Consider the following 26,714-nt stretch of genomic DNA (forward strand, 5'->3'; position numbering starts at 1 on the left):
GCCGCTAGCGATACACTTCGCGGCGAAAGATCATGGGCGACGCGCCTCGATAGATGCCGAACGTAGCCAGCCCCGTTGCAGCCTGACGTCCCGTGCCATTCCAGTTATAGAAAAGCCAGGACGGTATTGTCGGCAAGCCACCGAGTACCGACCCGCTGATGCCTGGAGCCTGCAGATGCAATAGCCCCACACCCGCGCTGGGTGCGATCAACGAGACCATGCCATTGCCATAGTTTGGTTGACTGAGTTGCCCTGTATAGCTGCTGAGTGCGGGCGTTTGCAAAACGGCTGCCGTGGTGCAGGTATCCAGGCCTTCGGCCTGAAAGCTGCCGCCCGCAAGGCTCTGCCACGTCTCGATGCTCAAGGGCAGATCCAATGGTTGCAACTCAGAGCCATGGGCATTGCTCAGGCGCAAGCGGCCCAGACGGACCTGGCTACCCGGGCTGTTGCTGAAGTTATAGCTGTATGGCGAACAGCGGGTGCCATCGCCAAAGCAGGCGCCATCGGTATCGGTCAGGGTGGCCGCACTGAAGTTCTGGCGAATCGCCGCGATAAACGGGTAATCGTCGGCCAGTGGCAAAATCGCGGCGGTGTACTGCAAGGTTTCACCGATCCAGCGGTATTGCTCAGTGCCGTCACCGTCGTCGGCACCGCTTTGTGCCAGGCTTGCTCCGCCACTTTGGGTCAAGCGTCCGCTGAGATCCAGGCTGGTCTTGCCGGTGACCGAGGTATAAACATCTGGCACTGGCGCGAGCAGCCGCCAGAATGCGCTGCGGTCATAGTTATGTGTGATGCCTGCGGCGCGATTGAAACCTGTGATGGTCAAGGTCGGTTCTTGGCCGATGGCGAACGCCATGGGTTGGCCCTCATAACTGAAGGATGTACCGCAGCTTGGCGTCAGGCTGGCACTCGCTTGCCCCCCTAAATAAGCGGGGATAAAGCGTCCGACCAGATCGCTCTGACCACCACTGACTGTCTCACCAAAATAGCCATTGGCCGTCGGCGTCGCGGTGAGCTGGAATACGCCGACCTCAGAAATCGAGGTGCTGGTGGTGGTCTGGTTACCCAGTAAATGGTTGTATTGGTTCGGCGAGAGCGTTCCGTTAACGCCTGGCACGGGCGCCACCAGGGCGCTGGTCAGGGTGATACCGCTCATCTGGAAATTGGGGGTGATGATATGGCCGCTGCACAAAGCACCTGCGGTCAGCGGTTCACTGTCGTTTCCCCCCCAACCGACTGCCTGGATGCGTAAGGGGAAGCTGTCGCCCGCTCTGGCGCCGGGGAATACCCCACAGCTGTTGCTCACCCCTGCGACGGTGCAGGTCGAGTCGGTCTGTAAGCACAGACCGTAGGGCTTGGACACGAACTGATCACTGCCACTCATGCTCAGCCCTACGTCGCTGTTGGTGGCAGTGCCGCTATAGCTGGCGTTGAGCATCATCTGTCCGGCATCGTCGTAACGTACCGTCAGCTGCGTGCTGCCCGTGCTGTCAAACGCGAGGTTGAGGGTGCTCGGGCTGCTGGTCACCGGGGTGTTATTGACGATCACCGGCTGGGTGCCGGTGCCTGGACTAACGTAGGCCGAGGTAAAACTCAGGCTGCGAGTCACGTTGGCAAATCCGGGTACGCAGGCTTGCGAAGTGTCGCCTTTTTTCACGGCGCGCAGGGCAATGCTGCTTTGCGGTCGGGCTGCGATCAGGGTGGGCACATCGAAGATGAAACCGCTCGCGGCGTAGACAATCGTACAGCCACTGGTCGAGCATGCCGTCGATGACGAACTCCCAGGGATAGACGAGTTAACAGCAAGGGTCACGCTCCCCACGCCACTGCTGCGCAACTGCGCCTGGGCACTGCCGCCACTGAAGGTAATGGTGTTGCCGCTGATCACCGCTGGCGGAGTCGCTGTCCAGCCAGTGGCCGGGAACAGCACGACACTGACCGGATCGGCATAGAGGCTGCAACTGGCATTGCTACAGGCGGTGATGGTGATTGGCTGCGGGTTGCAGGTCAGTGCCGCGCCTGCATAGCTGAAGGCGAAGTGATCAACTTGAGCGGTCGGCGCTACGGCTTTGCAGGAAATATGCGGTGGGCTGGTGGTGCAGTCACCGGTGATGGTTTTGGCGCCGCCAGCGACGATAACGCCACCTATGCAGCTGTTGGTGGCGGTAATGGCGCCGCCGGCTGTGGCATTGCCACCCACACTCGTCCCGGTGAGCGTCATCGCCCCAAAGGACTGGGCATTGCCGCCAACGGTAGCGCGAGTGAAGGTGGTCGCCGCACCGGACACGGCGTCGCCGCCGATGCACGTGTCGGTGGCGGTGATGGCGGCGAATGCATTGACATCACCCGAGACGCTGCCGCGAACGAGGGTAATGGCGGCCCCGGTGCTGGTCATATTGCCCGTCACTGGGGTGTCAGTTGCCGTAATGACACCACCGGCCAGGACATTACCGCCGACACTGCCGGTTGTGAGTGTAATAGCCCCTGAGTTGCTGGTCAGATCGCCGGTTATCGGTGCCCCCGTCGAGGTGATGGCGCCTTCAGCTTGAACATCCGCACCGACGCTACCGCCAACGACAGTGATCGCTCCGGTGCTGGTGCTCAGGTTGCCCTTCGCGATTGTGTTGGTGGCGGTGATGGCCCCGTAGGCCTGGACATCTCCCCCCACGCTGGAGTCGGTCAACGTCAGCGCACCCGTCTGGCTGGTCAGGGTTCCGGTCACTGTGGTGCCTAGCTTGAGGATCACGGCCCCTTGAACCAGCAGGTTGCCGCCGACCATACCGCCAGCGAGCGTGACGGCCCCGGCGCTGCTGGTGAGATTGCCGCCTACCGAGGTGCCGGTGGCGGTAATTGCCCCGCCGGCCAGGACGTCGCCGCCGACGCTGCCGCCGACGAGTGTCACGGCACCGTTTAGTGTTTGGACCGAACCCGCCACCACGGCGTTGGATAGACTGATCGCGCCATCGGTGGAGCTTATAGAGGCACTGAACGTACTGTTGGTGCCCACGACGGTAATCGCGCCTGGGCCAGAGACCAGCGCCACAGTGTTGCTGCTGGAGCCGATTGAGTTGGTGTCGAGTGAGAAGCCTTGAGTCGCGACAACGGTAATATTACTGAAGAACAGCGACTGCACCGTCAGCGCGTCCCCCGCAGCCAGGATCATCTGTCCACTGCAGGTGAACGTACTGCCGCTGCTGGTCCAAGTGCCCGAACAGGGCGCATTTGTACTCAGCGTAGTGAAGGCATAGGTCGTTGCGGCCTGGGCCAGGTTGGTCAGCAACAGCCCCACCACAAGCGCAATCCCTAGACTGCCTCGTAGCCACCCTCGTATCTGCGCTTGTCTGCTCATGGCGCCCCTTTTTCTATGGTTGAGGTGAGCTGTCGGTAGGCGTAGTCGGAGCGGCTGCCGGGGCTGCCATTCTGCGCAGTGGCGGTGAAGTGGAAGATGTGTATGGCAGAGCCGTCGTTGTCCACGTAGTTGTTGGTGCTGCACGTCACATTGAGGCTGAACTCACTCAGGTTGTTACCGGCCAGGCTTGGTGTTCCTTGAGCGCAATTGCCGCTACTGATCGCCTGGCTTATTCCCCACTCCAGCCCGGCCCGCGCTGCCTGGTACGCGCGCGCTTGCTGTATGGACAGGCTGTTGGTCCCGTGCTGTGCGACGGACAGGCGGGCCATGGCGATAACCACCATGGCGACCACGATGAGCAGGAACAGTGCCGCCACCAGGCCAAAGCCCTGAGCGCGATGGGGCCAGCGGGGATCAGGGCGCATTGTCTACGTGTACCTGTTGCAAGAGTTGAAAGCTCTCGCCCTCAAGGGTGATGCGCAGCATCAGGGACAGCAAACCGGCGCGTTGGGTGCTGCCGGACTGGTAAGTGAACAGGGTTTGCGAACAGTCCACATTCACCGCCAGCGGCTGGGGATTGGAGCCCGCCGGCGGCGAGGCGGGCAACGTAGAAAGCAGTTGGTTATAGGTATAGCGAAGCAGTTGGCCGTTTTCGCAGGTAAAGCCCACCACCGTCTGGGCCAGATACAACCGCTGCTGCGGCGACGTATAGGCGAAGCGAAAGCCCGTGGCGGGCAGGTTGCCCACCGCGATCAGGCTTTCCCCGGCCGGTGCGCCCGCGAGCAGGCTGAACGTGGTGCCCGTCGGGGTAATCACGCCTGGATTGGCCGGTGCCCAGAGATTACTCCCGACAACCGGGTTACCCCCGGACTCGGCACCGATGTTGTACATCACCATCCACAGGGCTCCGGTCGGGTCGAATGCCCCGTCCAGCACCTGCACGGTATCGCAACGGCCACCAACGGTGGTGCTTGCGCACGTGCCAGCAGCCTCCGAGGAAAAACGCAGGCCTTCGCTGTCATCACGATTCGCGCGGTAGCGCACCGCGCTTTGGGTGAGCAGCAACTCCACGGTCGAGCCGTCGGCTGACACCCTGAGCGAGTTGGGCACGGCCAGGCGTACATCACGGGTCAGGCGATTCATCGCGCCGGCCGCTTGATCCACCAGTTCGCCGCGCCGGCTCTGGGCCAGGAAACCGTCCAGGGGGCGCGACAGTACGGTGCTGATCAACGCCACAATAGTGCCGGACAGGGCGATGACCAGCACCAGCTCGATCAAGGTGAAGCCATTCGCTTGAGGTGCAATGCCGCTCAACCCAGCACGGGTCGAACGGCGTCCAGGCACATGAGTGACTGTTGCGGCGCCATCGCCCTTCGTCAGCGCCAGGCCATTCATCAGTAGCGTGTCCGGTAGCCGCCCAGCACTAACGGCTGGTTAGCGGAATCGATGACGGTGACTTCAATGTACAGCGCGTCGGCGGCGGCCAAACCCGCCCAGGCTTGTGGGGTAACGCTGACGTTCACGCGGTAGGCGGCGAGGGCAGGGATCGCCGTGCCATCGGCTTCGCGGGCACCGTTGTCGCTGAGCCCGGCATAGTCACAGACATTTTGATACTGGCTGCGGCTACTCGGTGCGGCGGGGCAGACGGTGCCGCTGGCATCGACGTAGTCCTTCAGAAGGATTTCCTCAAGGTAGGCTTGGGCGATGTCCATGCTCTGCTGGCGTAGCAGGGGGTCGGCCGAACTGTTGGAGATGGCCGCCATGGCGCTGAACAGCGCCGCCCCCGCGATACCGATGATCACGATGGTCATCACCAGTTCGATCAGGGTCATGCCCCGTTGGCGCCTCATTGCAGCAAACCGGTGTCGGCGGTCACGCTGAACGTGAAGCCGCCGTTGAGGGTCCCGACAGTGGCACTCGCTGCGCTGGACGGACGGCCCAGAGAATCGAATACCACGGAAAAATTGGCCGTCGTCAGCGTCACATCTGTGGGCGCTGGCGCGGCAAAGGGTGTTTCGCCATCCGGGCCAAGAACCTCGGCGCTGTAGGCGCCGCTGCTGCAGTTGACCGCTTGGAGGAGGTGGTAACCGGTGTTGTCGAGGGTGACCTGAGTCAAGCAGCCGCTGGCCAGGGCCAGCTTCTGCCCATAGCGCACGGCGGCTTGGCTTTCCTCGAAAAACAGGCGCTCATCGAACCCCTGTCGATCAAAGAAGCGCGGCCCCACAACAGCCGAGAGAATGCCGATGATCACAATCACCAGAATCAGCTCGACCATTGTGAAGCCGCGGTTGTCAGGCATTAGCAGCCTGTAATGTCGACGGTAAAGACGGGGGCTGTTATGACCGCTGGAGTCCCTGTTGACGTTGCTGCCGTGTAGACAACATGGCAGTTAGCTGGAGTGGTTGCCCCGTTGGCGACCGCTGTTCCGGACGTTGATAAGTCGAAATCAGCCGAGGAAACTTGCGCCGCAACCATGATGTCACTGAGGCTTGGATAGCCGTTCACCATATTGACGCTAGCCCCTTCAAGGACTATGGGGTTTTTACCCTCGGCAAGAAATGCCGAATGCGCGATCGCAGAGGCTGAGCGCATAGACCCGGCTGCGGCGTTTACTGTTGCTCCTCGGGCATCGCCCGTCAGGTTAGCAAAACGCGGCAGTGCGAACGCGGCCAGGATGCCGAGGATAACGATCACCATGATCAGTTCGATCAGGGTGAAGCCACTTTGTTGTCTTTTCATCGTTTAATTCCTTTGGATAAAGCGTGAGTCAATTGATGGTGCTGGATACGTCGCCGGTATTGGCGTCGTATGAAATGGTGTCGTTTGCACTATTCGGCTGGTAGGTAAAGGTGCAGAACGTAGTGGAGGCGGTGGTCACGTAATCGGCAGTGCCTGCGACCGTGTCCACGGTGGGGGCGGACCCCTGCAGGACGTTGCGAAAGACCTCGTTGCACGCAGCTGGCGTCATTGCGGTGGTGGCAGCCGGTGTGCCCGTCGCGTTGATACCCACCGGCCAGCCATTGGCATTTACGTCAACGTTGTTATTGCCGAAGCCCTGCACATTGATCTGGCAGTTGCTCGGTGTGCCGCAGCCATTGGCGCCACCATTACGGTTTACTTCGTACTGCGAGCGCACCAGGAGCACGGCAGACGCCAGCGCGCCACCGGCACCCTTGATCGCTGCGTGCTGAGCGTCCTGGGTGACGTTGATAAAACGCGGCAGCGCGACGGCGGCGAGGATGCCGAGTATCGCGATGACCACCACAAGTTCGATCAGAGTGAAGCCTTTGCTTTTTTTCATCATGAGCCCTTCACCGATTCAACCAATTCGCAGCGGACAGTTCCGACGCGGGTACCGCTTCCAGCTCCAGAGCAAACGTGACGCCTGCCAAGCGTGCGCCAGTTGGCGGTTGCTCGGGCTCTGCTAATAATCGGTAGGCATGGATCTCGCCCGGCGACTGTGTCCATACCTCAGCAAACCGTACCCGGTACACAATCCAGCCTTGGGCTGGCAGCCAGTACCAATAGCCAGATTGCGGCTCTGCGCCCGCCGCCAGTTCGCCGCCGTAGTTGTCCTGCTGCCAGCGCAGCAGAGCAAATGGGTTGGCATGCCGCCAGGCCGGCTCCGGCGCCCGACCACTGGCCAACCGCTGGGCCACCAGATTGTTCAGGCTGGTCGCCAGGTATTCACGGGTGGCCTCCATCGCCCGCTGTTCGCTGATCCGGGCCACTTTCCAGCCCATCGTCAGCAACACCGGGAGCAACATCAGTAACGTGATGCTCCAACCCAAGCGCCGCAGCCGGCTGATGCTGCGGCCAATTCCGTAGTCGCGCCTCACCCATGGCCCTTGGCGGCCGAGGACAGGTCCCACATCGGCAGAAACACGCCGAGGGCAAGCACCAGCACCATGACGCCCATGCCCACGATCAGGATCGGCTCGATGGCATCGGCCAATTGCTTGAGGTCGTAGTCCACTTCCTGTTCGTAGAAATCCGCCACCTCGATGAACAGATCATCCAGCGCACCGGCTTCCTCACCCACCGACATCATTTGCAGCACCAGCGGGGTGAACAAACCGCTGGCAGTCGCGGTACGGGTCAGGGCTTCGCCGCGCTCCACGCCCTCGCGCATATTCAGGATGGCCCGCCCGATATAGCGGTTACCCACGCTGACACTGTTGATCGACAGGGTTTGCAACAGCGGCACGCCTGCGCGGTACATCATCGCGAAGGTGCGGGTAAAGCGGCCCAGCGCGATGCGCTCGAAAAGGCCGCCGACAACGGGCAGACGCAGTTTTATCTGGTCCCATCGCAGCGCCCCAGCGTCGGTATTTGTCCACGCGATGAACCCCTAAATGGCGCCAGCCATTACTAAACCCAGCAACCACCAGAAATCCTGGAAAAACTGTGAGGTTGCAATCAACACCCGGGTCGGTAAGGGCAGTTGAGCGTGAAATTGGGCGAACACCTTGGCAAAGGCTGGAATCACGAACATGTTGATCACGGTCAGCCCGACCCCCATTGCGATCAGCACAAACATCGGATAGCGGGTGGCCTGGGTGATGCGCTTGCGCGTCTCGCGTTCCAGCTCCAGGTACACCGAGAGTTGGCGAAAGGCCTGATCGAGCTGGCCGGTGTTCTCGCCGACGCTGATCATGCTGATAAACAGGGTGCCAAACACCTTGGGGTGTGCGTTGAGCGACACTGCCATGCTCATGCCGCCTTCGAGGTCGCTGCGCACCTCCAGCAGTACCTCGCGAAAGTATTGGTTACGGTGCGATTCGGCCAAGCCGCCAATGGCGCGGATGATCGGTACGCCCGCCTTGCTCAGGCTGTGCATCTGCCGACAGAAAATGATCAGCTCCAGCAGGTCTACTTTTTTGCTGCGCAAACGTTCGGTCAGAAGCGCCAGCAGGCTGTCGCCCTGTTCAGCGTGGGGCTCGATGGTCAGCGGAACGATGTTCTGCGCCAGGAGTTCACTGGCCAGCGTGTCGGCAGAGCTGCTAGTGCGGCTACCGCTGACCTTGCCACCCTGGGCATCACGGCCGGTAAATCGAAACTGGCTCATTGCGCAGGGCTCCCTGCACGGGGGGCGCGGGCGGGCGCGAAGGAGGCGAGTCTGTGCCGGTTAGCGCGCATCAGATCATCACCTCGTCGGTCCGGGTGACGCACACCTTCAGTACTTCCTCGACACTGGTCAGTCCGGCCAACGCATAGTCCAGCGCGCAGGCCGCGAGAGGCCGGTAGTGGGGACTGGCCAAGGCTGCGTCGGCGAAGCCTTGTGGGTCGTTGCGGCGCAGCGCGGCGATCATCGTCTCGTTCATTTCCAGCAGTTCGAAGACCCCCAGGCGCCCGGAGTAACCCGTGTTGTGGCAGTGGTGGCAGCCGGACCCGCGCTGGAAGTTGCGCCCGCTCAGCGAGGCACCGTACAGCGCCTCCAGCCAAACGATCTGGCGCAACTCGGGCACCTGCGTCTCTCGGCAGTTTTCACACACGCGGCGGATCAGCCGCTGGGCCAGTACGGCGCTCAGCGCGGTGGCGACCAGAAACGGCTCGACGCCCATGTCTACCAGGCGCATGGCAGAGGTCGGGGCATCATTAGTGTGCAGGGTCGACAGCACCAAGTGACCGGTCATGGCGGCGCGCAGACCGATCTCGGCGGTTTCCTGGTCACGCATCTCGCCAATCAACAGAACGTCCGGGTCCTGACGCAGGGCGGCGCGCAGCACGCGGGTGAACGTGAGCTCGATCTTGGCGTTGACTTGTACCTGATTAATCCGGGGCAGCCGGTACTCCACCGGGTCTTCGACGGTGATGATCTTCTTCTGCGGGCTGTTCAGCTCGCTGAGCCCGGCATATAACGTGGTGGTTTTGCCCGAGCCCGTGGGGCCCGTGACCAGGATCAGACCGAAGGGCCGCTCCAGCAGCTTGCGAAACCGCACCAGCATCTGCGCGGGCATGCCGCCAGCGTCGAGGCTGGTAATACCGTTAGTCTGGTCAAGCAGACGCATCACCACTGACTCGCCGAACTGCACGGGCATGGTCGATACGCGAACATCGAGGGTGTGGTTTTTGACCCGGATATTGAAGCGACCGTCCTGGGGCAGGCGCTTCTCGGAGATATCCAGGCCGGACATGATCTTCAGGCGCATGACCAGCGCCGAGGCCACCCGCGCTTCCTTCATCACGTGTTCGCTGAGCAAGCCGTCGATGCGCTGGCGAATGCGCAAGATGCCATCGCCGGGCTCGATATGGATGTCCGACGCCTTCATCTGTACCGCGTCTTCAAACAGCGTTTTGAGCAGGCGCACCACAGGCGCTTCGCTATTGTTGTCGGCGCCCAGTGCAGACAGGTCGAAGTCACTTTCCTTGAGTTCGCCTTCCAGCTCGCCCGCAATCGAGTCCATCTCGCTGGTGCGTCGGTACAGCATGTCGAGGGCCGTCAGCAGCTCAGCCTCACGTACCACGGCGGGGTGCACGGTGGTCTTGAGCAGACGATCCATCTCGTCGAGGGCGAACAGGTCGAGCGGGTCGCTCATGCCCACCAGCAGACCACCGGCCTCGCGGGAAAGAACGATGACGCGGAAGCGGCGGGCTACGGCTTCCGGTAGGGCCTGCACCAGATTCTTGTCGAACTTGAAGTGCTTGAGTTCGATAAAGGAGATGTTCAACTGTTCGGACAGTGCCGTCAGCAGGCGCACTTCCTCGACGAACCCGAGGTCGACCACGGTACGACCCAGCTTGAACCCCGTGCGTTTTTGTTCCTGCAAGGCGAGCTGCAATTGGATATCGTTGATCAGCCCGGACTCGATCAGCAGATCGCCGAGGCGCACTTTGCGCTGACGTATATCTTCCTTATTCATCATGACTCACTGACCTCCCAGTGCTGCAGCACGATCACTGGCGAAGCGTCGCGCGCCGTCATCCAGACCTTGTCCTTGCTGGGCCGCGCGGTAGTGAAGCGCCGCCGCAGCCGATTGATTCAGACGTTCCAGAGCGATCGCCAGGCCCAACTGCCAAGTGGCCTGGTTCGGCCGCAGTTTGATCATTTGCTCATACAACGTGGCGCTCTTTTGCCACTGCGCGGTCTGCTGGTAGCTGGCCGCGAGCAAGGCGTGATAAGTGAGTTCCTGGGCCAACGGCGGGGGGTTCTGCTCCATCGTTGCCACCGCACCCGGTGCATTACCGGTTTGCAGTTGCGAGCGTGCCAAAAGCAGGCGTAACTCGCTGTCGTTCGGCCACTGTTTCAACTGGACTGGCAACCAGGTCAGCAGCACTGATTGTTGGTTGTTGGCCAAGTACGCGCGGGCCAGACCGTGCACGACATTCAGATCATTCCCGCGTGACAGCAGCAGGGCCTGAAGCTCACGGACAGCCCGTGGATAATCCCCGCCCTGGAGGGTTTGTAGCGCCAGAGCCAGAGCATCCGGCTGGTAAGGGATGATCTTCATTTGGGGTGGGCCGCTCGCGGAAACTGGCTTTATCGCTGGCGCTACGGCGGTCCGGGGCTTCGCTTCAGCCGGCACCCGCGCATTGGCCCAAGCTGGCAGCGGTGATTCGGCGGTGTCTGAATCGACCGTTGTCGATTCAGTGGCCGGTCTGTTTTCCATGTCGCCCGTCATGTCCGAGGCGTCGCTCAGCGATGCCCTTGTTGACATGGGCACTTCGATCCACAGCAGCCAATGGTCGCCGGCCGGCTCCAATCGGTCACGCACCTGCAGGTTGTCACCCAGACCGACAAGCAACACCTGCACGCCCTGACCTTGGGCTTGCACTCGCCAAGACAGGCTGCGTCCTTCGCGCTGCAGTCGACCCTGGGGCATCTCGGCCCCTGGCTGTGTGCTCAATTGCACCCCAGGGAGACTGAGGGTGACGGCACCACTTTCATCGATACGTTGATACGGTACTGAGCGATCCAACAGCAGTTGCAGGACCAGGCCGCGGCTGTCGTTCTGAGGGAGCACGTCCAGAATGTGGGCGGCGGCGATCGGCGCTGGACTTGGGGTCACTGCCTGAACCAACGGCGCTACAGGCACTATCGGAGGCACTGCCGGCGCCGCAGGTACGACGGGCACTGCCGTGACAGGTTGCGGCAGTACGGAAGATTCAAGCAGACGGTTTACCAGCACACCCAATGGCAGGCCGATCAGGGTGATCAGTGCCAGTCCCGTCAGGATGCTGCGGATGCGTTGAAAGCGCTTGCGGCGGGCAGACCCTGCCTCATCCACAGCCAGCAGGCCGTCCAGTTGCAGCCGCTCGGCCGGCCCGGCGCGGCGCCCCTCGAGGTCGCGCAGCATGTCGTTGACCAGGCTCATACCAGCCTCTCCCCGTACTGAATCAGCCCGAACCCGATAGCCGCAGCCAGTAGCAGCAGCGACAGAATCACGACCCGCCAATAGGGCCAGGATGTACTCCGCTGTGCACCTTCGGTATCTCGCAGGGCACGTCGCACATGCCTTGCCCCGACTTGATGACGCCCCTCGCCGTAGGTCGCCATCAGCGCCTTATGTGCAAGGATATTGATCAGCCGTGGGACGCCACCGCTGTCGAGCACCAGGCGACGCACTGCGGCCGGGGCGAATAGGGGGTCGCCTCGGTAGCCGGCCACGGCCAGACGCTCAGTCAGATAACGGGTCGTGTCCTTCAGGTCCAACAGGCGCAGACGGTAGGAAAAAGTGATGCGTTGGCGCAGTTGACGCAGCTCGTTGCGCGCCAGGGTGACATCCAGTTCTGGTTGGCCGAACAGCACCACCTGGAGAAGTTTGGACTGCTCGGTTTCCAGGTTGGTCAACAGCCGCAGGGCTTCCAGGGTGCCGATGGGCAACCCCTGCGCTTCGTCGATCAACAGGACCGTGCTTTTGCCCGCAGCCGCCAGTTCGATCAAACGTTGATGCAAGACCTCCAGCACGCCTTGGGTATCAAACTCTTCAACATCGATAATGTGCAGCTCGCGGGCCAAGGCTTGTCGCAGGCCGGTCGAGCTCATGCCGGGGTTGGGCAGGTAGGCCAACTGATAGCGTTCGCTGTCCAATTGCTTGAGGAGGGTACGACAGATAAGCGTCTTGCCCGTGCCTACTTCGCCGGTCACTTTGATAAAGCCTTCACCCTCGCCAAGCGCCACGTGCAGCATATTAAGGCAGGCCTGATAGGGCGCCAGCTGCACCAGAAACTCGGTGTTGGGGGTCAGGGCGAACGGTTTCTCGCGCAGACCAAAGTAGGCTTCGTACATGGCCTACTTGAGTTCCTTGAAGGTCTCTGCGGTTTTGCGCAGTTCGCCCAGCCAGACCTCATCGTTCACCACCTGTGGTCGCATGAGAATCACCAGCTCGCTTTTGTTCAGGGATTTGCGCTGTTGCTTGAACAGGTTGCCGATGATGGGCAGTTTGCTGGCCCATGGGATATCGGCGTCGGTGTCGTTGCTGTCGTTTTGCAGCAAACCACCGATCACCACCACCTGACCGCTGCGGGCTCGCACGATGGAGTCGGACTGACGGGTTTCAGACAGTGCCAGCGGCAGGTTCAACACCGTGTTCTCGCTCAGGGTGATGATCTTGTTCTGATCGGTAACGCGGCTAACCGTCGGACGTACATGCAGGGTAACGACGTCGTTCTGATCGATCTGCGGTGTGACGTCCAGCGAGATGCCAGAAAAGAACGGGGTCAGGGTCACGTTCTGGGTCGGCTGGGTGACCCCGGCGACCGTTGTGGTGCCCGATTGTGACGACACGTCAGTGACAAAGAACTCGTCGGTGCCGACCTTGATCACTGCCTTCTGATTATTGAGCGTGGAAATCCGTGGGCTGGACAGCACGCGCACCTCACCCTGGGTTTCCAGCAACTGGATCAACCCGTTGAAATTGCCTACGCTGATCGTGCTGCCGAATACGCCGCCAACACCTGTTGGGCCAGCCAGTGCTGCGCTCCCCAGGCTTGTACCTATATCGCCACCCAGCTGGTCCCAGCTAATCCCGGCCTGGAAGCTCTTGGACAGCGTCACTTCGAGAATCTTGGTTTCCAGAATCACCTGGCGCTGCAGATTACGTTGGGCCTTTTCGAGAAAGCGTGCGACGTTCTCCTGGTCGGCACTTTTGGCGCGAACCACCAGCAGGCTGGCCTGTGGGTTGACGACCACACTGTTGCCTGGCTCGTCACCTACCATCACTTTTACGACATCGGCCACTTCCTTCCAGAAGTCGGCGTCACTGATGGTGGTCACCTGGCTGGCATTGAGGGTAGACGCCTGTCCGTTATTGCCATTGCTGCCGTTGCCATTATTACCGCTGTTACCGCTATTGCCGCCGTTGTCGCTACCACTGTTTCCGCTGCTGCTGCCGCTCCCGTGGTTACTGTTGCCGTTGGTTATCTGGCCTGAGCTGACGCGGGTGTCGGATTTACCGAAGCGCTGCAAATTCAGGTAATTGATGTCATAGCTGCGGGTGATCACGCTGTTTGGCAGGATTTGATAGCCATAGCTGGTGCGGCGAAAATCATAACCATAGGTGTCTCGCACTGCGCTAAGCACTTCTTCGAGCGTGACCCGGTGCAGGCTGAAGGTGATGTTGCCTGTTACGTCCGGATGCACCACCAGGTTCTGTCCGGCGCCTTGCATCAGGCTCAGGAAGAAGTCGCGAGCGGGCATATCGTTGGCCGATACATCGAAACGCGGATCACTCGAAGAGGGGCCTTGCGGGGAGTAAGCGGGCATCAATGCCGCTTGCACCGAAGGGGGTGGCACTACCTGCTTTTGCGCTTGTTGCAGGCTTTCGTTGAGTAACTGGTTGCTCTGGTCATAGAGCACTCGGTCGCCGCTTTTGAACGTCTGGCATGCGTTTAACAGGCACACCAGGCCAAGGAGGCCTAGGCCCGACAAGAACTTCATCATGGGCATCATCGGCTCGGTTGTATAACGGATTTAGCCAGGCGAAGAAGTTCGCGCTTGCCCTTGCGTTCGATCAAAACAGTCTGCGAATAAATAGCCAGTACGCGGCCATCGGCATAGGCGTCACCGACGCGGACCATTTGCCCGTCAATGACTGCGCGGCTGCCTTGGGCGCCCAGCAGAATGGCCTGTAGCACTGGGATTCGGGCCTTTTCACCGGTACGGGCTGGCGCGAGGCTGGCCGGTGGCTGAGTCGGATCAAGGGGGGGTTCGACGCTGGCCTGGGCCATAGCGCCGTATAACAGCACGCTCACTGCAAGGATTCTAAACACCGATCCACCCCGCATAACGGCTCAAGGTATACAGCTGCAGGCTGATCTGTGCGTGCGTTGAACCGGCTTCACCGACCCGATAGTCGAGGCTGTCCCAGTTCAGTTTCCACTGAGTGCCCTGGATCGCTTGCAGGTAGCGCAACAGGTCAAAGTAACCCCCTTGCAGCTTCAGGTTCACACCGTGCCGATACAAGACAACGGCGCTGGCCGGAGCCTTTGCCTTCGTTGCGGGGGTCGGGTCGGTCGAGGGCAGTTCGACCGGCGTACTGAAGCTCTCTAGGCTCAACATTTGCAGACCTGGCTGGGCTTTCAACAGGTCCTCGAGTACCGCACGCATTTTATCGGGACTGATCAGCTCGCCCGTGTTGTGGTCGATCTGTTCCAGCAACTGCGCGCTGCCAGACGACGCCAGGAGCAACGCACGGTTGTAGGGAATATTGGGGTCCGCCTCCAGTGCGGCGCGCAGTTTGGCCAGAGCGGTCACGGCTTCAACGCGATGCGCTTCGGCAGTCTGGTAGTCAGCCGTCTGCTTGGTCAGGCGGGCGGTCAGCGGGTTGCCGAGCAGCACCAGATACAGCGTGCCGAACAGCGCCAGGCCGACCCCGTAGGCCAGCCATTGCTCTCTCTGCGCCAAGGCTTTCCAGCGCTGCAACACGGTGCTCATGTTCATGGGCTGTCCTTTGGATCGGTAGCCCGTGAGGACAGGTCGAAATGCAGCAGTTGATCGTCGCCACGTCGCACATCGAAGCGTGCAAATTCACGCCCTTTGAATACCGCGCTCCGACCCAGGCGCTCCAGGTACTGCGGCAGCATCTGTTGGTTTTGGCTGAAACCCTGCAAGCGCATTTGGGTACCGCCGTCGCGCAAGGAAATAGCGTTCAGCCACAGGCCACTGGGAGGGTGCTGTTCAGCCAGAGCGGATAACGGCGCAACAAAACCGATGCGCTGCTGGCGCGCTACGACGTCTAAATAGCTGACCAGGCGCTGCAGTGCTTTGTTTTGCGCGTCTATGTCGGCCAGACGCAATGGCAACTGGGGGTCGAGTGTCGGTTGGACGAAGGAGGCTTTGGCGTCTTCCAGTTGGCGTAGCTGTTGTTGCTCCAGGGTTTGCGCCTGAGTCAAACGTTCTGCGCCCACGTACACGTGCCAGCCCTGCCAAACCCCATGACTCACACAGAGCAGCACCAGCAAGGCGAGGCCGGCAAGCATTTGAGGTTTCTGCGGTCCGTTGCGTGCGGTTTTTTCTACCTGATAAAGGTTGAGGTTCTGCATCAGGAAGCCGTCTGGCGCAGAGCTGCGCCAACGGCTGACATGCAGTGAGCCTGCGTCTCTTCATCCAGTTCAGCGGCGGGTTGTCCGGTGAACAGTTCGCGCAGGTCAAGGGCCTGCAGTTTCACGGTCAGTCCGTTAGCCAGCGCTTGCAGCGCTGCTTCGCCGTCGCGCTTCATGGGCAGCAATAGCAGGCGATTAATGTGGCCTTTACCTAATTGGCTCTCGAAATAGTCAAGGGAGCGCTGGATCTCCAGGGTTGCTGAAGAAAAATTTGAACCGGCCTGTTCCAGACCATGCTCGATAGCGCGTGCCATATACAGATCAGCGCCACGCTGCACACAGATAAGGCCCCCGCTGGAACGCAGACGTAACAGTGCGAAGTTCAAATTATCGGCACCCGCCAAGAGACCAAGGTTGCGAAATGCCATTTCCGTGACGTCTATGCTGACCAGCTTGAGTCCGGCCTGCTTGATCAGCTGGGCCCACTCCTGCATCTGCGCTTTATTGAGTACGGCGCAGTAGGCCATGCGCGAGCGGCCACGGTAGGCGTCTGCGGGCAGAGCAAACGCGTCAACGACGACATTTTCGAGGGGCTCGTTGATCAGGTCCTTGATACGCCAGCGCATGGCGACGCCCAAGTCTTCAGCGGGGACATCCGGGCTGTCGAGAAGCAGCATCTGGTAGGCAGCAGGGTGCAGCACAAGGTTGACCGGCAAGCCACTGAGGCCCAATTCGTCAACCATGTTTTTCAGTACGGTGGGGTGTTGTTCTGGCGTAGCCGTGCGGAATTCACAGTGGAGCAGACGTGGTGCTTCGCCTGGGCCCCGCTGTACATGAGCTATAGCGATACCATTTGGGCTGGTCTCAACACCCAGCAAGCCGCTCGCCGTGGTTTTAATTCGGGAAAACCACATCACTTCTACTACTCTCTTCACCTGGCGAAATGCGCCAGTACCACTCGATACACAAGAAGTGTGATGCCAAAACGATATCATATATGATAAGTGCAATGTCAAAACAATAGCACGTATTGTAAGAAAGTATGAGATCGGCGATGTATGGTCAGAATTTTGGCGTCAGGGGTTGTTTTGTTGTAGCTGGCGTCGATTTGAAGGTGTAAGTATTTAGCCGAAACGCTGATTTTTTGTGGGAGGCACCGGCCTGTCTTCGACGCCGCGCTGTCGCGCAGCAAACTGGATCCCTGTAGGAGCTGCCGAAGGCTGCGAAAGGCCGGGGTCGCGGGCGACCGGCACGACCTTCAGCAATCCAGAGTTTACGACTGCTACGGTCGGACGCGACCCCGGACCGATTCGCAGCCTTCGGCAGCTCCTACAGGGGGTCAGCGTTTGGCTGAAAATTCAATAACATTTATTCTTTATTTTTCAACTGGTTATAGGTTGTTTGATGAGAGGCTGGCTTGCGAATCGGCTGCGAAGCAGTCGCAAAATGGCTGGACTCACTATCGCTGGAAGGTCCTTCGGCCCTTATTTACTCAGAGCGCGAAGCAGACCTTGCTGCATGTTCAGCAAACCAGGGGAGATTCAAATCATGGTTTACTCACAAAACCGAATCGTGTTTCGTCCATTCTCTTTGGTCTAATACATCGCTGATCGTCTGCCAGTCGGCGAGATCCTTGACTAGAAAATCACCGCTCTCCGTATAGCCCCGTGGCGAAAACCTGTTTGAGGCGCTTTTTTTTGGGGAGGACTTTACACACGGCCCTCAAGTAACGAATCGCTCCTGCTTTTTACCATTCATTTAGTTGATAGTTACCATCGACGAATGCACGTTTTGTTTTTTTTGCGAAAGAGGAAGATAGCGTCCTACCGAACCCGCTTCTAAGGGAAATGCCGCGATGAGAACTTCCACCCTGCTGGCTCTTGTCGCCGTATTGACCGGTGGTGCTGTCGCCACGATGCCTTCTTACGCTGCCGACGCACCGTCCTGCCATTTGTTGTCGGTGGCCGACAGTACCGCTGGCCTGCAGCATGCACAATCAGTCGGCGTGCTCTACAGCGAAAATACCCTCAACACCCTTGAGTACCTTGAGCATTACCATGCTGTAGCACTGAGCGGCGTGAAAAATAGTGCGATCGATTCTCGCATTAGCGGTGCGTTTGCCAACAGCTCCGATCCGAAACTCGCGATCAATTGGCTCATGGGTTCGCTGCAGAAAGAATTCTCCTCAGTGACCGTCTACGACAACCTCGATGCGCTGGTGCAAGCCCACCCTGACGTAGTGGTCATGCTGGACACCTACAACCGTCTAGTGACACGGCGCAACACCCAGGTGGAAGCGCGCTTCGTCGCCAAATTTTACGATTCGAACCTGCAATACATTGGCAAGGCCGAAGGTGTAGGTGAAAAGCAAATGTCCACTGTCTGGGTGCATGGCAAAGCCGCGCCAGAGATTGCCGCGCAAATCGACCAGCAACGTGACCTGCAATTAAACGCCCTGAAACAGTTCGATGCGTCGCTGAAGGCGCTAGTTACGTCCGGCGGGATGGCTCAGGTCGCCATCAACTGACGGCGGGGTTCCATTGACGGCCTGTCCGCAAGCCCACTGACTATTCCTTTGCGTCTCAAGGCGCTGCTCATCGATACTGGCAAATGAGGCACGCAGCAGCGTGCCGCACGACACCAAACCGAGCGCCCCTCGGCAAGCCTTCGACACTGATTCAAGGATCAAACAATGCTGTTAAGCAAACGCGATCAGGCGCACATCGAGCGTCGCCTGGTGGCGACCCTGACCGACGCCTGTGAGACGGCCAAAGCTGAAATTGTCGGGTTCCAATGGCTGACCCACGAAATCGACTACGCCGTGTTCCCGTCCAGCCTGCGGGTGGTGTGGGTTTTCGATACGCAAGCCAACAAGGATCAAGCCCTGGCGAGCGGGCAGGGCGAACGCATGATCGAACTGACGGCTGTGGCGTTAAGCGAAGCGGATGTCCACGTCAGCCCAGTGTCAGCCCATGTGCATATCGATACTGAAGAGCAATGTCAGCGTGCCAATGCCGGAAACTGGCAGCAACGCCTGGCGCGCAAGCGCTCGACTCGGGGTTGAGTCGTGGCCAAGGACATCGAAAATCCCTGCATTTCCGTTTGCCAGTTGAGCGGTGACCTGTGCGTGAGTTGTGGTCGCACCAAGGACGACATCAGAAAATGGAAACGCATGAAGCGACCCGAAAAAATGGCCGCCGTACAACGAGCGAGCCTGCGCCTGAAGAGCCTGCAGAAAAAGGACGCTTAAAGTGCTAATGCCCCCGCGCGCAAGCCGTGCTCCAATAGGCCTTCCCGCAATGGCACTGCGTCAAAACCAAGGGAGCCAAACATGAGCAACGCGAAAGGGTCGACTGAAATAAAATGGCTTCCAGATGTGGAAGAACAGGACTACCCAGCGGCACAGTCCTACCTCCTTCTGCTATTCAGCGAAAACCGGGTGCAGAAAATCATTTCCGCCCTGCGTTCGGCAGACATTACCCAATTCAAGGCAAAGGACATCTTCCGTGCGTCAGAACTTTCCCTGCTCGGCATCAGCAACGCCCATATAGAGAAAGACCGCAGCAAAATCAAAAACGGAACACCGCTGTCACCGTTGCTGCTGGTCAGGGGAGAGAAGAGCGACAAACTGATCATCGCGGACGGCTATCACCGCCTCTGCGCCATCTACGGCGTTGCTGAAGATACCTGGATCAGGTGCAAGATTGTTTAGGGCTGTGCCAGAGGGGGGGCTGGAGTGTTCCATATATTCCGTGGTCTACAGCTTGATTATTGAGTCAGGAATACAAGTAGAGATACATATGCCTGGGTGCTATTGGCTTATCGCTTAGTAACCGCTGGAATCGCTCCAGTGTTCCCATGTGTCGTACTTCCTCTACACCCATGTCAAACTGCTCGTCTTTCACAGGGAAGTGTCTGCCATGGTTCGCCTCCTCGCGATTTCCGGAAGCCTGCGTGAAGCCTCGTCCAATGCAAGGCTTTTAGCTGCCGCACAATTGGTTCGTTTAGACGGTTTGACTATTAAAACCTATCGCGGTCTTGACCAATTGCCCCACTTCAACCCGGATCTATTGCAGTCGCCGCCTGAGCCGGTGCTGGCGCTTTATTCTCTGATCGCTGACACAGATGGGCTTCTGATTTCCTGCCCTGAGTATGCTCGCGGCATCCCAGGCTCGTTCAAGAACATGCTCGATTGGCTTGTCAGTTATGAAACCTTTCCAGGCATGCCGGTCGCGTTGCTCAACGCTTCGCCTCGGGCTTCCTGCGCCCAAGCTGCGCTGCGGTTAGTGCTGGAGACGATGTCGGCATGCATTGTTGAACCGGCGTGTTTTACGGTGAACCTATTGGCATCGGCAGCAAACCCCGCGCAGCTTGCGGATGATCCTGAGATAAGCCAACTGATCTTGAAGTCGCTGGAAGCGATGAAGCTGCAAATTGAGGTCTCATGAAATCAATCGTGATCAGGTAGTCTATTTTCGGCCGGCGTCTGCTCTGGGCCGGTTAAGAATGGCCGAGAGCGATCCGAAGCTGCGTCGTGGTAGACTGCATGATGGCACTGAGCTATCTTTGTCTTGGCTGTCACCACAGCCAGCCGCGCAAAGGACGTGAATAATGGGCAACGGATTGTTCTTAACTGCACCACTGAAATCGACAGCGCCAGCCGGGAGCGTTGATTGTGTTTCCATGCACTAAGTGCGGGCTGTGCTGCAAGAATCTGGACAAGTCTCCTGTTTATTCATATTTGAATAGAGGCGATGGTACCTGCGTTAATTTTGATAGTGAAAGTCATCTCTGCAAGATTTATGAAGATCGGCCTTTGATCTGCAGGGTCGATGCTTACTATGAGCGAAATTTGTCCGCCTGCATGAGCCGGGATGAATATATCGCCACCAATATGCAAAGTTGCAGGGATGTACAGGCTGCAGAAAAATTATTTATCTCGTTAATTGATTGAGAGGGATCTTAAGTGCCTATTCCATTTATTTTGTGGGGTGCCGCCGCCGCATTGGCAGCGACAGGTGTGTTCAAGGGAGTTGAGGCTTCCGGTAATTTCGACAAGGCCAAGGAAATCGGTGAGGCCGCCGAGAGCAACTACAAGAAAGCGTCGAAAAAATTGGATAAGTCCCGTGCCGAAACCCAAACTGTCCTGGCAGCATTGGGGGAACTGAAAGTCCATACGTTCACCCAGCAGATAAAACACCTCATCGAAGCGATCAAAAAACAGAAGAACGCCAAGAGTACTCTGAAAGGTTTTAATGAAGACCTGACCATTGATGAGCTGAAGGCCTATGAAAAGCTGGTGCTCAATTCCCTGGCCATTGAAAAAGGCCTTGCCTCCGGCATTGGCGGCGGTGCCTTGGCGGCCATCGGTGCCTACGGTTCGGTAGGCGCCTTGGCCAGTGCCTCCACCGGTGCTGCCATTTCCGGGCTTTCCGGGGTCGCGGCGACCAATGCCACCTTGGCGTGGCTGGGCGGAGGAGCGCTGAGTGCGGGCGGATTCGGCATGGCCGGCGGTATGTTGGCCTTGGGCGGAATCGTGTTGGGCCCGGCCCTGGCCATCGGCGGCTTCATGATGGCGGGCAAGGCTGAAGAAGCCCTGACCAAGGCCCATCAGTACGACGCCGAAGTTGAAACCGCTATTGCGGACATGGACGTGCTGAAAACCGCGCTTAAGGCGGTAAGGTCCAACGCTGCGGAGATGACCAAGACCATTACTGAACTGGTGGTGCGCTTTGAATTGATCAAGGTCGATGACGACAGTGACCGAGCCGCATTCGAAAGAATGGTGGCTTTGGGCGTGGGCTTGAAGAAGGTGCTGGACGTGCCAATTATTACCCAGGACGGGGCGGCGACCAAGGATATCAAGCGCACTATTTCCGGCATATTGACCCTGGACTAACGTGATGAAAAAACAAGTTGCGGGTCTGGTTAAGAATCTTCCTATAAACCCGGTGGAGACTGCCGGGGCGTCGTTCAATATTCTGGTTTCGGCCTGGGCCGACTATAAGAAAATCGCCGAGACAGAAGGTACAAAGAGGGCGGCTATCTCAGCGTTCAAGGAAACCAAGTTGGCTCAGATTGAATCTCAGAGAGGTATCCTTGAACAGTACCTTTCGGGTGTATTCAAGGAAAGGGCCTCGACGATAAACGGCTTTTTCGAGCGACTGGATAAGGGTATTGAAAGTGGCGACAGCGAACTGATTGGCCTGGCTATCGGCGCCATTGTCGATATCACCAAGGAGTCTCCCCTTGCGGGTGCGCGGGAGATTATCGGAGCGATGTATGATCCGGACATCAAAACGATAGAGATCTGAATCCTACGTCCTGTCGATGCAAGCGAGCTTGCATCGACAGGCGTTATGACTGAATGTGGAGATTCAGACCAGAAGGTCCAGCTTTCTTTTCTTGAAGGACGTTATTACGCGTTGATGCCATTCTTTAATGATTTTCGTTGTTTCTACGTAATTTACGCATTTGTTAAGCGTGCCCTATGGTTGAGGTAGCGTCCTGCCATCCAGCTCCCAGTCAAGCACCCTGATCCAGATCGGTGTCGTCATCTTCCACTCCATACCACCCACCCACGACCTAAACCAAGGCAATCAGTTTCGCCCCGTTTTTTATGGTAACGATGTCGTTGACGTTCATTTCAGTGCGAAACAAATCAATAGTGCTTTTTTTCCGCCTCCCAGTTACCCAGGCCAATGATTTTCTCGTGTTCGAGAATCGAATGTATGTTTGTATCGGCAAAGGACTTGTCGTCTGGATGAATCTGCATATGCCAGTAGGTAACGGTCATGTTAAATTCTTGTGGATGACGATTCTGGTGGTGGAGCGGACTATAGACTTTGAATAGCCCCGGGTTTTCTAGGCGTTTTCAAACGTCAGCTTTTGGCCGATTCTGTTGAAGAAGTCGAAATTTCATGCTGCGTGACTTTGAAATTGGCCGTCACCTCAGAGCCGATTCACCATGTTAGTGGCTCTTCGGTTCTGCGTTGACCGTTGCGGCTTTGTCAGTGGGTTGATTTGAGGTTTTTTGGTTGAAGCAGACGCACCTATCCCGTAGCAGGTGGTCCTTGATATGTAAGTTTGGCCAGTCGACGCGCGTCTGCTGCGGTTTGGCCGGTTCGCGGTGGAGGATCGTAAGAATCGTGGGGAAGGAAAACCGGAAACATTCGACTTCCTTGGGTTCACGCATTTCTGTAGTCAAGCCGAGAACGGGAAGTTCGAGGTTGGGCGCGTGAGCTCCAGTGTGGTCGCACGCCGGAATCATCTGCACAGGTGAAACGTACAAGAGCGTTGTGAAGTTGACCTTCGCCAAGGGCGCCTCGTTGGAGGACCCTTCAGGTCTCTTCAACTCTAGCCTCGAAGGCAACACCCGACGTGCCATTGATTTGCATGAGGGTGACAGGATTGATGAACAAGCGTTGAAGGCGCTCATTCACGCCGCCGTGGTTCTCAATACAGGTATTTAGCCGTAACGCTGATTTTTTGGAGCGTGCTTGCAACCACGCGTCCCACCATAGTCGACTGCGTAGCGGTCGTGAAAAGGGTTGGCTTCACTGGCCAGGGAAGGCCGTGCCGGCCTTTTCGCGGGCAAGCGCGCTCCTATCAAACAACAGATAAGTTGTTGAAAAATAAAGCATAAACGTCGTTATATTTTCAGCTAAACGCAGATTCGTAGGAGCTGCCGAAGGCTGCGATCGACCGGGAACCGGTCGCTTTCTTGAGACGGCTGAAGGTCGTGCCGGTCGCCCGCGACCCCGGCCTATCGCAGCCTTCGGCAGCTCCTACAGGACCCAGTTTGCTGCGCGACACCGCGGCGTTGCAGTCGGGCGACATATCCTACAACTACAACGGGTTTTCGGCGAACCATAGACCTGCGTCTGGCCGCCAGGCCAAGGAGCGAATTCGCCGCGGTCGCGGGGCGATGCTGACGTGCTCCAGGGAATCAGCGGTTGTCCAAAAACTGCACATCTGAGCCTTCCCCAGCCCCAGCCACTTTCCTGCGCCCATAAAAAAAGGCCTTGCAAAGCAAGGCCTTTCTCTAATTTGGTGCCCCGAGGGAGACTCGAACTCCCACTCCTTTCGAAAACGGATTTTGAATCCGCCGCGTCTACCGATTCCGCCATCAGGGCTTGATGGGCGCGGAGTATAGAGAGGGGATTACCGTTGGTCAATCATGTTTCGTGGTGAATGTTCATTATTTCCGCTAAACTTTCCGGCCCTGCTAGACGAACCCCATCATGCGTGTTGCTGACTTTACCTTCGAGCTCCCTGATTCTTTGATTGCTCGCCATCCTTTGGCCGAGCGTTGTGGCAGCCGCTTGTTGACCCTGGATGGGGTTAGCGGCGCACTGGCGCACCGTCAATTCACCGATTTGCTGGAGTATTTGCAGCCCGGCGATTTGATGGTGTTCAACAATACCCGGGTGATTCCGGCGCGTCTGTTCGGGCAGAAGGCGTCCGGCGGCAAGCTGGAGATTCTGGTCGAGCGTGTGCTCGACAGTCATCGGGTATTGGCGCATGTGCGTTCCAGCAAGTCGCCCAAGCCAGGCACGATGATCCTGATCGATGGCGGCGGCGAGGCGGAGATGGTGGTCCGTCATGACACCTTGTTCGAGCTGCGTTTTGCCGAAGAGGTGTTGCCGTTGCTGGAGCGGGTCGGCCATATGCCGTTGCCTCCTTATATAGACCGTCCGGATGACAGCGCGGATCGCGAGCGTTATCAGACGGTGTATGCCGAGCGCGCCGGGGCGGTTGCCGCGCCGACTGCGGGTCTGCATTTCGATCAGGCGCTGCTGGATGCGATTGCGCAGAAGGGCGTTTCGTCGGCCTTCGTGACCCTGCATGTTGGCGCGGGTACGTTCCAGCCGGTACGCGTTGAGCGGCTCGAAGACCACCACATGCACAATGAGTGGCTGGAAGTCAGTCAGGAGGTTGTCGATGCCGTGGCGGCGTGCCGTGCGCGGGGCGGTCGAGTGATTGCCGTGGGCACCACCAGCGTGCGCTCGCTGGAGAGTGCGGCGCGGGACGGTCAGCTCAAGGCGTTCAGTGGCGACACCGATATCTTTATTTACCCTGGGCGTCCGTTTCATGTGGTCGATGCCCTGGTGACCAACTTTCATTTGCCTGAATCCACACTGTTGATGCTGGTTTCGGCGTTCGCCGGTTATCCCGAAGCCATGGCTGCCTATGCGGCGGCGGTGGAGCATGGGTACCGCTTCTTTAGTTACGGTGATGCAATGTTCATCACCCGCAATCCCGCGCCGACAGCTCCTAAGGACTCGGCCCCAGAGGATCACGCATGAGCAACACCAGTCGTATGTCTTTCGAGTTGCTGGCCACTGACGGCAAAGCGCGTCGCGGTCGTTTGACCTTTCCTCGGGGTGTGGTCGAAACCCCTGCTTTCATGCCGGTCGGTACCTACGGCACGGTCAAAGGCATGCTGCCTCGGGATATCGAAGCGACTGGCGCGCAGATCATCCTCGGTAATACGTTCCACTTGTGGCTGCGTCCCGGCACCGAAGTGATCAAGCGTCACGGCGACCTGCATGACTTCATGCAGTGGAGCGGGCCGATTCTCACTGACTCCGGTGGTTTTCAGGTGTTCAGCCTGGGCGCCATGCGCAAGATCAAGGAGGAGGGCGTGACCTTCGCCTCGCCGGTGGACGGCGCCAAGGTGTTCATGGGGCCGGAAGAGTCGATGCAGGTCCAGCGTGACCTGGGCTCGGACATCGTGATGATTTTCGACGAGTGCACGCCATACCCGGCTGATGAAGACGTTGCTCGGGTCTCCATGGAGCTGTCGTTGCGCTGGGCCAAGCGCTCGAAAATCGCCCACGGCGAAAACACTGCGGCGCTGTTCGGTATCGTTCAGGGTGGCATGCACCAGGACCTGCGCATGCGCTCGCTGGAAGGCCTGGATCAGATCGGTTTCGACGGTCTGGCCATTGGCGGTCTGTCGGTCGGTGAGCCCAAGCACGAGATGATCAAGGTGCTGGACTACTTGCCAGGGATGATGCCGGCTGACAAGCCTCGTTACTTGATGGGCGTGGGCAAGCCAGAGGATCTGGTTGAAGGTGTGCGCCGCGGGATCGATATGTTCGATTGCGTGATGCCAACCCGTAACGCTCGCAACGGCCATTTGTTCATTGATACCGGCGTATTGAAAATCCGCAATGCGTTCCATCGTCATGACGATTCGGCACTGGATCCGACCTGCGATTGCTATACCTGCAAGAACTTCTCGCGTGCCTATCTGCATCATCTGGATAAGTGCGGGGAAATGCTGGGGAGTATGCTCAATACCATTCACAATTTGCGCCATTACCAAGTGCTTATGGCTGGTTTGCGCGAGTCTATTCAACAAGGTACATTGGCCGCCTTTGTCGATGCCTTCTACGCTAAACGCGGGCTTCCAACGCCGCCTTTGGATTGATTGAGTACTGGTTTTCTACCTTCTTATCAAAATTTTGCAATTGGAGTGCTAAATGAGCTTTTTTATCCCTTCCGCGTTAGCGGACGCCGCTGCACCTGCCGCCGGTCCTGCTGGTTCGGGCTTTGAGTGGATTTTCCTGGTCGGTTTCCTGGTCATCTTCTATCTGATGATATGGCGTCCACAGGCCAAGCGCGCGAAAGAACAGAAAAACCTGCTGGGCAACCTGCAAAAAGGTGACGAAGTTGTTACTTCCGGTGGTATTGCGGGCAAAATCAACAAAGTGACCGACGATTTCGTGGTCATCGAAGTATCCGACACCGTTGAACTGAAAATCCAAAAGGCCGCTATCGCTGCCACGCTGCCCAAGGGCACCTTGAAAGCGATCTAAGTTTCAGACTTTTACCAATCGACGGGGCGCGCAAGGCGCCCCGCGTTATAAGCGGG

The 26,714-nt window shown here is 58.5% G+C and carries 31 protein-coding genes, 1 tRNA gene and 1 pseudogene; 12 read left to right on the top strand and 21 right to left on the bottom strand.

Annotated elements, in window-relative coordinates; genetic code table 11:
- Positions 1–4 precede the first annotated feature (4 nt).
- The 18 genes from AC1ME2_RS19980 to AC1ME2_RS20065 all read right to left on the bottom strand — a co-directional run bounded on the left by AC1ME2_RS19980 (position 5) and on the right by AC1ME2_RS20065 (position 16,767).
- Entirely contained in the window at positions 5–3,349 is a 3,345-nt protein-coding gene (locus AC1ME2_RS19980; RefSeq protein WP_480436192.1) for a DUF6701 domain-containing protein, read from the bottom strand.
- Positions 3,346–3,774 (bottom strand): hypothetical protein, encoded by a 429-nt coding sequence (locus AC1ME2_RS19985; RefSeq protein WP_480436194.1) that lies wholly within the window; start codon positions 3,772–3,774, stop codon positions 3,346–3,348. Before AC1ME2_RS19985 ends, AC1ME2_RS19980 begins: the two co-directional genes overlap by 4 nt.
- Positions 3,764–4,744 carry a prepilin-type N-terminal cleavage/methylation domain-containing protein gene (locus tag AC1ME2_RS19990; RefSeq protein ID WP_480436195.1) on the bottom strand — a complete coding sequence of 327 codons (981 nt, stop codon included), beginning with the start codon at positions 4,742–4,744 and terminating at the stop codon, positions 3,764–3,766. The genes AC1ME2_RS19985 and AC1ME2_RS19990 overlap by 11 nt, the downstream gene beginning before the upstream one ends.
- Entirely contained in the window at positions 4,744–5,199 is a 456-nt protein-coding gene (locus AC1ME2_RS19995; RefSeq protein ID WP_480436197.1) for a type II secretion system protein, read from the bottom strand. Before AC1ME2_RS19995 ends, AC1ME2_RS19990 begins: the two co-directional genes overlap by 1 nt.
- Complete coding sequence (locus tag AC1ME2_RS20000; protein WP_480436199.1) at positions 5,196–5,648, bottom strand: prepilin-type N-terminal cleavage/methylation domain-containing protein; 453 nt, start codon at positions 5,646–5,648, stop codon at positions 5,196–5,198. The genes AC1ME2_RS19995 and AC1ME2_RS20000 overlap by 4 nt, the downstream gene beginning before the upstream one ends.
- Positions 5,648–6,088: a pilin gene (locus AC1ME2_RS20005; protein ID WP_480436200.1), complete on the bottom strand. Its 441-nt coding sequence runs from the start codon at positions 6,086–6,088 to the stop codon at positions 5,648–5,650. Before AC1ME2_RS20005 ends, AC1ME2_RS20000 begins: the two co-directional genes overlap by 1 nt.
- 28 nt (positions 6,089–6,116) lie before the next feature.
- Positions 6,117–6,653 carry a prepilin-type N-terminal cleavage/methylation domain-containing protein gene (locus tag AC1ME2_RS20010; protein WP_480436201.1) on the bottom strand — a complete coding sequence of 179 codons (537 nt, stop codon included), beginning with the start codon at positions 6,651–6,653 and terminating at the stop codon, positions 6,117–6,119.
- A gap of 7 nt (positions 6,654–6,660) precedes the next feature.
- Positions 6,661–7,188 (bottom strand): hypothetical protein, encoded by a 528-nt coding sequence (locus AC1ME2_RS20015; protein ID WP_480436202.1) that lies wholly within the window; start codon positions 7,186–7,188, stop codon positions 6,661–6,663.
- Entirely contained in the window at positions 7,185–7,694 is a 510-nt protein-coding gene (locus tag AC1ME2_RS20020) for a type II secretion system F family protein (protein WP_480442238.1), read from the bottom strand. Before AC1ME2_RS20020 ends, AC1ME2_RS20015 begins: the two co-directional genes overlap by 4 nt.
- Before the next feature lie 6 nt (positions 7,695–7,700).
- Positions 7,701–8,417 carry a type II secretion system F family protein gene (locus tag AC1ME2_RS20025; protein WP_480436204.1) on the bottom strand — a complete coding sequence of 239 codons (717 nt, stop codon included), beginning with the start codon at positions 8,415–8,417 and terminating at the stop codon, positions 7,701–7,703.
- Between the two features lie 70 nt (positions 8,418–8,487).
- Positions 8,488–10,212: a GspE/PulE family protein gene (locus AC1ME2_RS20030; RefSeq protein WP_480442240.1), complete on the bottom strand. Its 1,725-nt coding sequence runs from the start codon at positions 10,210–10,212 to the stop codon at positions 8,488–8,490.
- 6 nt (positions 10,213–10,218) lie between these two features.
- Positions 10,219–11,664: a tetratricopeptide repeat protein gene (locus AC1ME2_RS20035; RefSeq protein ID WP_480436205.1), complete on the bottom strand. Its 1,446-nt coding sequence runs from the start codon at positions 11,662–11,664 to the stop codon at positions 10,219–10,221.
- On the bottom strand, positions 11,661–12,578 hold the full coding sequence (locus AC1ME2_RS20040; RefSeq protein ID WP_480436207.1) for an ExeA family protein: 918 nt from the start codon (positions 12,576–12,578) through the stop codon (positions 11,661–11,663). Before AC1ME2_RS20040 ends, AC1ME2_RS20035 begins: the two co-directional genes overlap by 4 nt.
- 3 nt (positions 12,579–12,581) lie before the next feature.
- Entirely contained in the window at positions 12,582–14,231 is a 1,650-nt protein-coding gene (locus AC1ME2_RS20045) for a secretin N-terminal domain-containing protein (RefSeq protein ID WP_480436210.1), read from the bottom strand.
- Between the two features lie 5 nt (positions 14,232–14,236).
- Positions 14,237–14,542, bottom strand: a complete 306-nt coding sequence (locus tag AC1ME2_RS20050; protein WP_480436213.1) for a Type II secretory pathway component — start codon at positions 14,540–14,542, stop codon at positions 14,237–14,239.
- A gap of 10 nt (positions 14,543–14,552) precedes the next feature.
- The gene (locus AC1ME2_RS20055) at positions 14,553–15,230 is read right to left on the bottom strand and encodes a type II secretion system protein GspM (protein ID WP_480436215.1); all 678 of its coding nucleotides are present in this window, start codon (positions 15,228–15,230) and stop codon (positions 14,553–14,555) included.
- A complete protein-coding gene (locus AC1ME2_RS20060; protein WP_480436216.1) occupies positions 15,227–15,832 on the bottom strand; it encodes a PilN domain-containing protein in 606 nt (201 codons plus the stop codon). The genes AC1ME2_RS20055 and AC1ME2_RS20060 overlap by 4 nt, the downstream gene beginning before the upstream one ends.
- Entirely contained in the window at positions 15,832–16,767 is a 936-nt protein-coding gene (locus tag AC1ME2_RS20065; protein ID WP_480436217.1) for an MSHA biogenesis protein MshI, read from the bottom strand. Before AC1ME2_RS20065 ends, AC1ME2_RS20060 begins: the two co-directional genes overlap by 1 nt.
- Positions 16,768–17,687: 920 nt before the next feature.
- Between AC1ME2_RS20065 and AC1ME2_RS20070 the strand changes: the two genes are divergently transcribed.
- The 8 genes from AC1ME2_RS20070 to AC1ME2_RS20105 all read left to right on the top strand — a co-directional run bounded on the left by AC1ME2_RS20070 (position 17,688) and on the right by AC1ME2_RS20105 (position 22,146).
- Positions 17,688–18,359, top strand: a complete 672-nt coding sequence (locus tag AC1ME2_RS20070) for an ATPase (protein ID WP_480436220.1) — start codon at positions 17,688–17,690, stop codon at positions 18,357–18,359.
- Positions 18,360–18,524: 165 nt separating this feature from the next.
- Positions 18,525–18,896, top strand: a complete 372-nt coding sequence (locus AC1ME2_RS20075) for a hypothetical protein (RefSeq protein ID WP_480436222.1) — start codon at positions 18,525–18,527, stop codon at positions 18,894–18,896.
- A gap of 3 nt (positions 18,897–18,899) precedes the next feature.
- A complete protein-coding gene (locus AC1ME2_RS20080) occupies positions 18,900–19,082 on the top strand; it encodes a DUF1289 domain-containing protein (RefSeq protein ID WP_480436223.1) in 183 nt (60 codons plus the stop codon).
- A gap of 81 nt (positions 19,083–19,163) precedes the next feature.
- Positions 19,164–19,544, top strand: a complete 381-nt coding sequence (locus AC1ME2_RS20085) for a hypothetical protein (protein ID WP_480436224.1) — start codon at positions 19,164–19,166, stop codon at positions 19,542–19,544.
- A gap of 208 nt (positions 19,545–19,752) precedes the next feature.
- Positions 19,753–20,280 carry an NADPH-dependent FMN reductase gene (locus AC1ME2_RS20090; RefSeq protein WP_480436226.1) on the top strand — a complete coding sequence of 176 codons (528 nt, stop codon included), beginning with the start codon at positions 19,753–19,755 and terminating at the stop codon, positions 20,278–20,280.
- A gap of 227 nt (positions 20,281–20,507) precedes the next feature.
- Entirely contained in the window at positions 20,508–20,786 is a 279-nt protein-coding gene (locus AC1ME2_RS20095; protein ID WP_480436227.1) for a YkgJ family cysteine cluster protein, read from the top strand.
- A gap of 12 nt (positions 20,787–20,798) precedes the next feature.
- Positions 20,799–21,731: a hypothetical protein gene (locus tag AC1ME2_RS20100; protein ID WP_480436228.1), complete on the top strand. Its 933-nt coding sequence runs from the start codon at positions 20,799–20,801 to the stop codon at positions 21,729–21,731.
- 4 nt (positions 21,732–21,735) lie between these two features.
- Complete coding sequence (locus tag AC1ME2_RS20105) at positions 21,736–22,146, top strand: hypothetical protein (RefSeq protein WP_480436229.1); 411 nt, start codon at positions 21,736–21,738, stop codon at positions 22,144–22,146.
- 347 nt (positions 22,147–22,493) lie between these two features.
- Here the strand turns inward: AC1ME2_RS20105 and AC1ME2_RS20110 are convergent, their stop codons facing one another.
- Complete coding sequence (locus AC1ME2_RS20110) at positions 22,494–22,628, bottom strand: hypothetical protein (RefSeq protein WP_480436230.1); 135 nt, start codon at positions 22,626–22,628, stop codon at positions 22,494–22,496.
- 174 nt (positions 22,629–22,802) lie between these two features.
- The gene (locus AC1ME2_RS20115; RefSeq protein WP_480436232.1) at positions 22,803–23,150 is read right to left on the bottom strand and encodes a hypothetical protein; all 348 of its coding nucleotides are present in this window, start codon (positions 23,148–23,150) and stop codon (positions 22,803–22,805) included.
- Between AC1ME2_RS20115 and AC1ME2_RS20120 the strand changes: the two are divergent.
- Positions 23,077–23,304: pseudogene (locus AC1ME2_RS20120) on the top strand (DUF1801 domain-containing protein); the annotation flags it as partial. The gene AC1ME2_RS20115 and the pseudogene AC1ME2_RS20120 overlap by 74 nt on opposite strands.
- 578 nt (positions 23,305–23,882) lie before the next feature.
- Here the strand turns inward: AC1ME2_RS20120 and AC1ME2_RS20125 are convergent.
- A tRNA-Leu gene (locus AC1ME2_RS20125) sits at positions 23,883–23,967 on the bottom strand.
- A 108-nt stretch (positions 23,968–24,075) separates the two neighbouring features.
- Between AC1ME2_RS20125 and queA the strand changes: the two genes are divergently transcribed.
- From queA to yajC, 3 genes are read left to right on the top strand one after another with little or no spacing between them, the layout of a single operon-like run.
- Entirely contained in the window at positions 24,076–25,140 is a 1,065-nt protein-coding gene (gene queA, locus AC1ME2_RS20130; RefSeq protein ID WP_480436233.1) for a tRNA preQ1(34) S-adenosylmethionine ribosyltransferase-isomerase QueA, read from the top strand.
- A gap of 14 nt (positions 25,141–25,154) precedes the next feature.
- Complete coding sequence (gene tgt / locus AC1ME2_RS20135; RefSeq protein WP_480442241.1) at positions 25,155–26,270, top strand: tRNA guanosine(34) transglycosylase Tgt; 1,116 nt, start codon at positions 25,155–25,157, stop codon at positions 26,268–26,270.
- A gap of 52 nt (positions 26,271–26,322) precedes the next feature.
- Entirely contained in the window at positions 26,323–26,658 is a 336-nt protein-coding gene (yajC, locus tag AC1ME2_RS20140; protein WP_480436236.1) for a preprotein translocase subunit YajC, read from the top strand.
- Positions 26,659–26,714 lie beyond the last annotated feature (56 nt).

The sequence above is a fragment of the Pseudomonas sp. ASL9 genome (genome assembly GCF_056680335.1).

What these genes read in the sequence shown, in the direction of transcription:
- AC1ME2_RS19980 (WP_480436192.1), bottom strand. Translation starts at nt 3,349, where the DNA reads ATGAGCAGACAAGCGCAGATACGAGGGTGGCTACGAGGCAGTCTAGGG.
- AC1ME2_RS19985 (WP_480436194.1), bottom strand. Translation starts at nt 3,774, where the DNA reads ATGCGCCCTGATCCCCGCTGGCCCCATCGCGCTCAGGGCTTTGGCCTG.
- AC1ME2_RS19990 (WP_480436195.1), bottom strand. Translation starts at nt 4,744, where the DNA reads ATGAATGGCCTGGCGCTGACGAAGGGCGATGGCGCCGCAACAGTCACT.
- AC1ME2_RS19995 (WP_480436197.1), bottom strand. Translation starts at nt 5,199, where the DNA reads ATGAGGCGCCAACGGGGCATGACCCTGATCGAACTGGTGATGACCATC.
- AC1ME2_RS20000 (WP_480436199.1), bottom strand. Translation starts at nt 5,648, where the DNA reads ATGCCTGACAACCGCGGCTTCACAATGGTCGAGCTGATTCTGGTGATT.
- AC1ME2_RS20005 (WP_480436200.1), bottom strand. Translation starts at nt 6,088, where the DNA reads ATGAAAAGACAACAAAGTGGCTTCACCCTGATCGAACTGATCATGGTG.
- AC1ME2_RS20010 (WP_480436201.1), bottom strand. Translation starts at nt 6,653, where the DNA reads ATGATGAAAAAAAGCAAAGGCTTCACTCTGATCGAACTTGTGGTGGTC.
- AC1ME2_RS20025 (WP_480436204.1), bottom strand. Translation starts at nt 8,417, where the DNA reads ATGAGCCAGTTTCGATTTACCGGCCGTGATGCCCAGGGTGGCAAGGTC.
- AC1ME2_RS20030 (WP_480442240.1), bottom strand. Translation starts at nt 10,212, where the DNA reads ATGAATAAGGAAGATATACGTCAGCGCAAAGTGCGCCTCGGCGATCTG.
- AC1ME2_RS20035 (WP_480436205.1), bottom strand. Translation starts at nt 11,664, where the DNA reads ATGAGCCTGGTCAACGACATGCTGCGCGACCTCGAGGGGCGCCGCGCC.
- AC1ME2_RS20040 (WP_480436207.1), bottom strand. Translation starts at nt 12,578, where the DNA reads ATGTACGAAGCCTACTTTGGTCTGCGCGAGAAACCGTTCGCCCTGACC.
- AC1ME2_RS20045 (WP_480436210.1), bottom strand. Translation starts at nt 14,231, where the DNA reads ATGATGAAGTTCTTGTCGGGCCTAGGCCTCCTTGGCCTGGTGTGCCTG.
- AC1ME2_RS20055 (WP_480436215.1), bottom strand. Translation starts at nt 15,230, where the DNA reads ATGAACATGAGCACCGTGTTGCAGCGCTGGAAAGCCTTGGCGCAGAGA.
- AC1ME2_RS20060 (WP_480436216.1), bottom strand. Translation starts at nt 15,832, where the DNA reads ATGCAGAACCTCAACCTTTATCAGGTAGAAAAAACCGCACGCAACGGA.
- AC1ME2_RS20070 (WP_480436220.1), top strand. Translation starts at nt 17,688, where the DNA reads ATGAGAACTTCCACCCTGCTGGCTCTTGTCGCCGTATTGACCGGTGGT.
- AC1ME2_RS20075 (WP_480436222.1), top strand. Translation starts at nt 18,525, where the DNA reads ATGCTGTTAAGCAAACGCGATCAGGCGCACATCGAGCGTCGCCTGGTG.
- AC1ME2_RS20085 (WP_480436224.1), top strand. Translation starts at nt 19,164, where the DNA reads ATGAGCAACGCGAAAGGGTCGACTGAAATAAAATGGCTTCCAGATGTG.
- AC1ME2_RS20090 (WP_480436226.1), top strand. Translation starts at nt 19,753, where the DNA reads ATGGTTCGCCTCCTCGCGATTTCCGGAAGCCTGCGTGAAGCCTCGTCC.
- AC1ME2_RS20105 (WP_480436229.1), top strand. Translation starts at nt 21,736, where the DNA reads ATGAAAAAACAAGTTGCGGGTCTGGTTAAGAATCTTCCTATAAACCCG.
- AC1ME2_RS20110 (WP_480436230.1), bottom strand. Translation starts at nt 22,628, where the DNA reads ATGACCGTTACCTACTGGCATATGCAGATTCATCCAGACGACAAGTCC.
- queA (WP_480436233.1), top strand. Translation starts at nt 24,076, where the DNA reads ATGCGTGTTGCTGACTTTACCTTCGAGCTCCCTGATTCTTTGATTGCT.
- tgt (WP_480442241.1), top strand. Translation starts at nt 25,155, where the DNA reads ATGTCTTTCGAGTTGCTGGCCACTGACGGCAAAGCGCGTCGCGGTCGT.
- yajC (WP_480436236.1), top strand. Translation starts at nt 26,323, where the DNA reads ATGAGCTTTTTTATCCCTTCCGCGTTAGCGGACGCCGCTGCACCTGCC.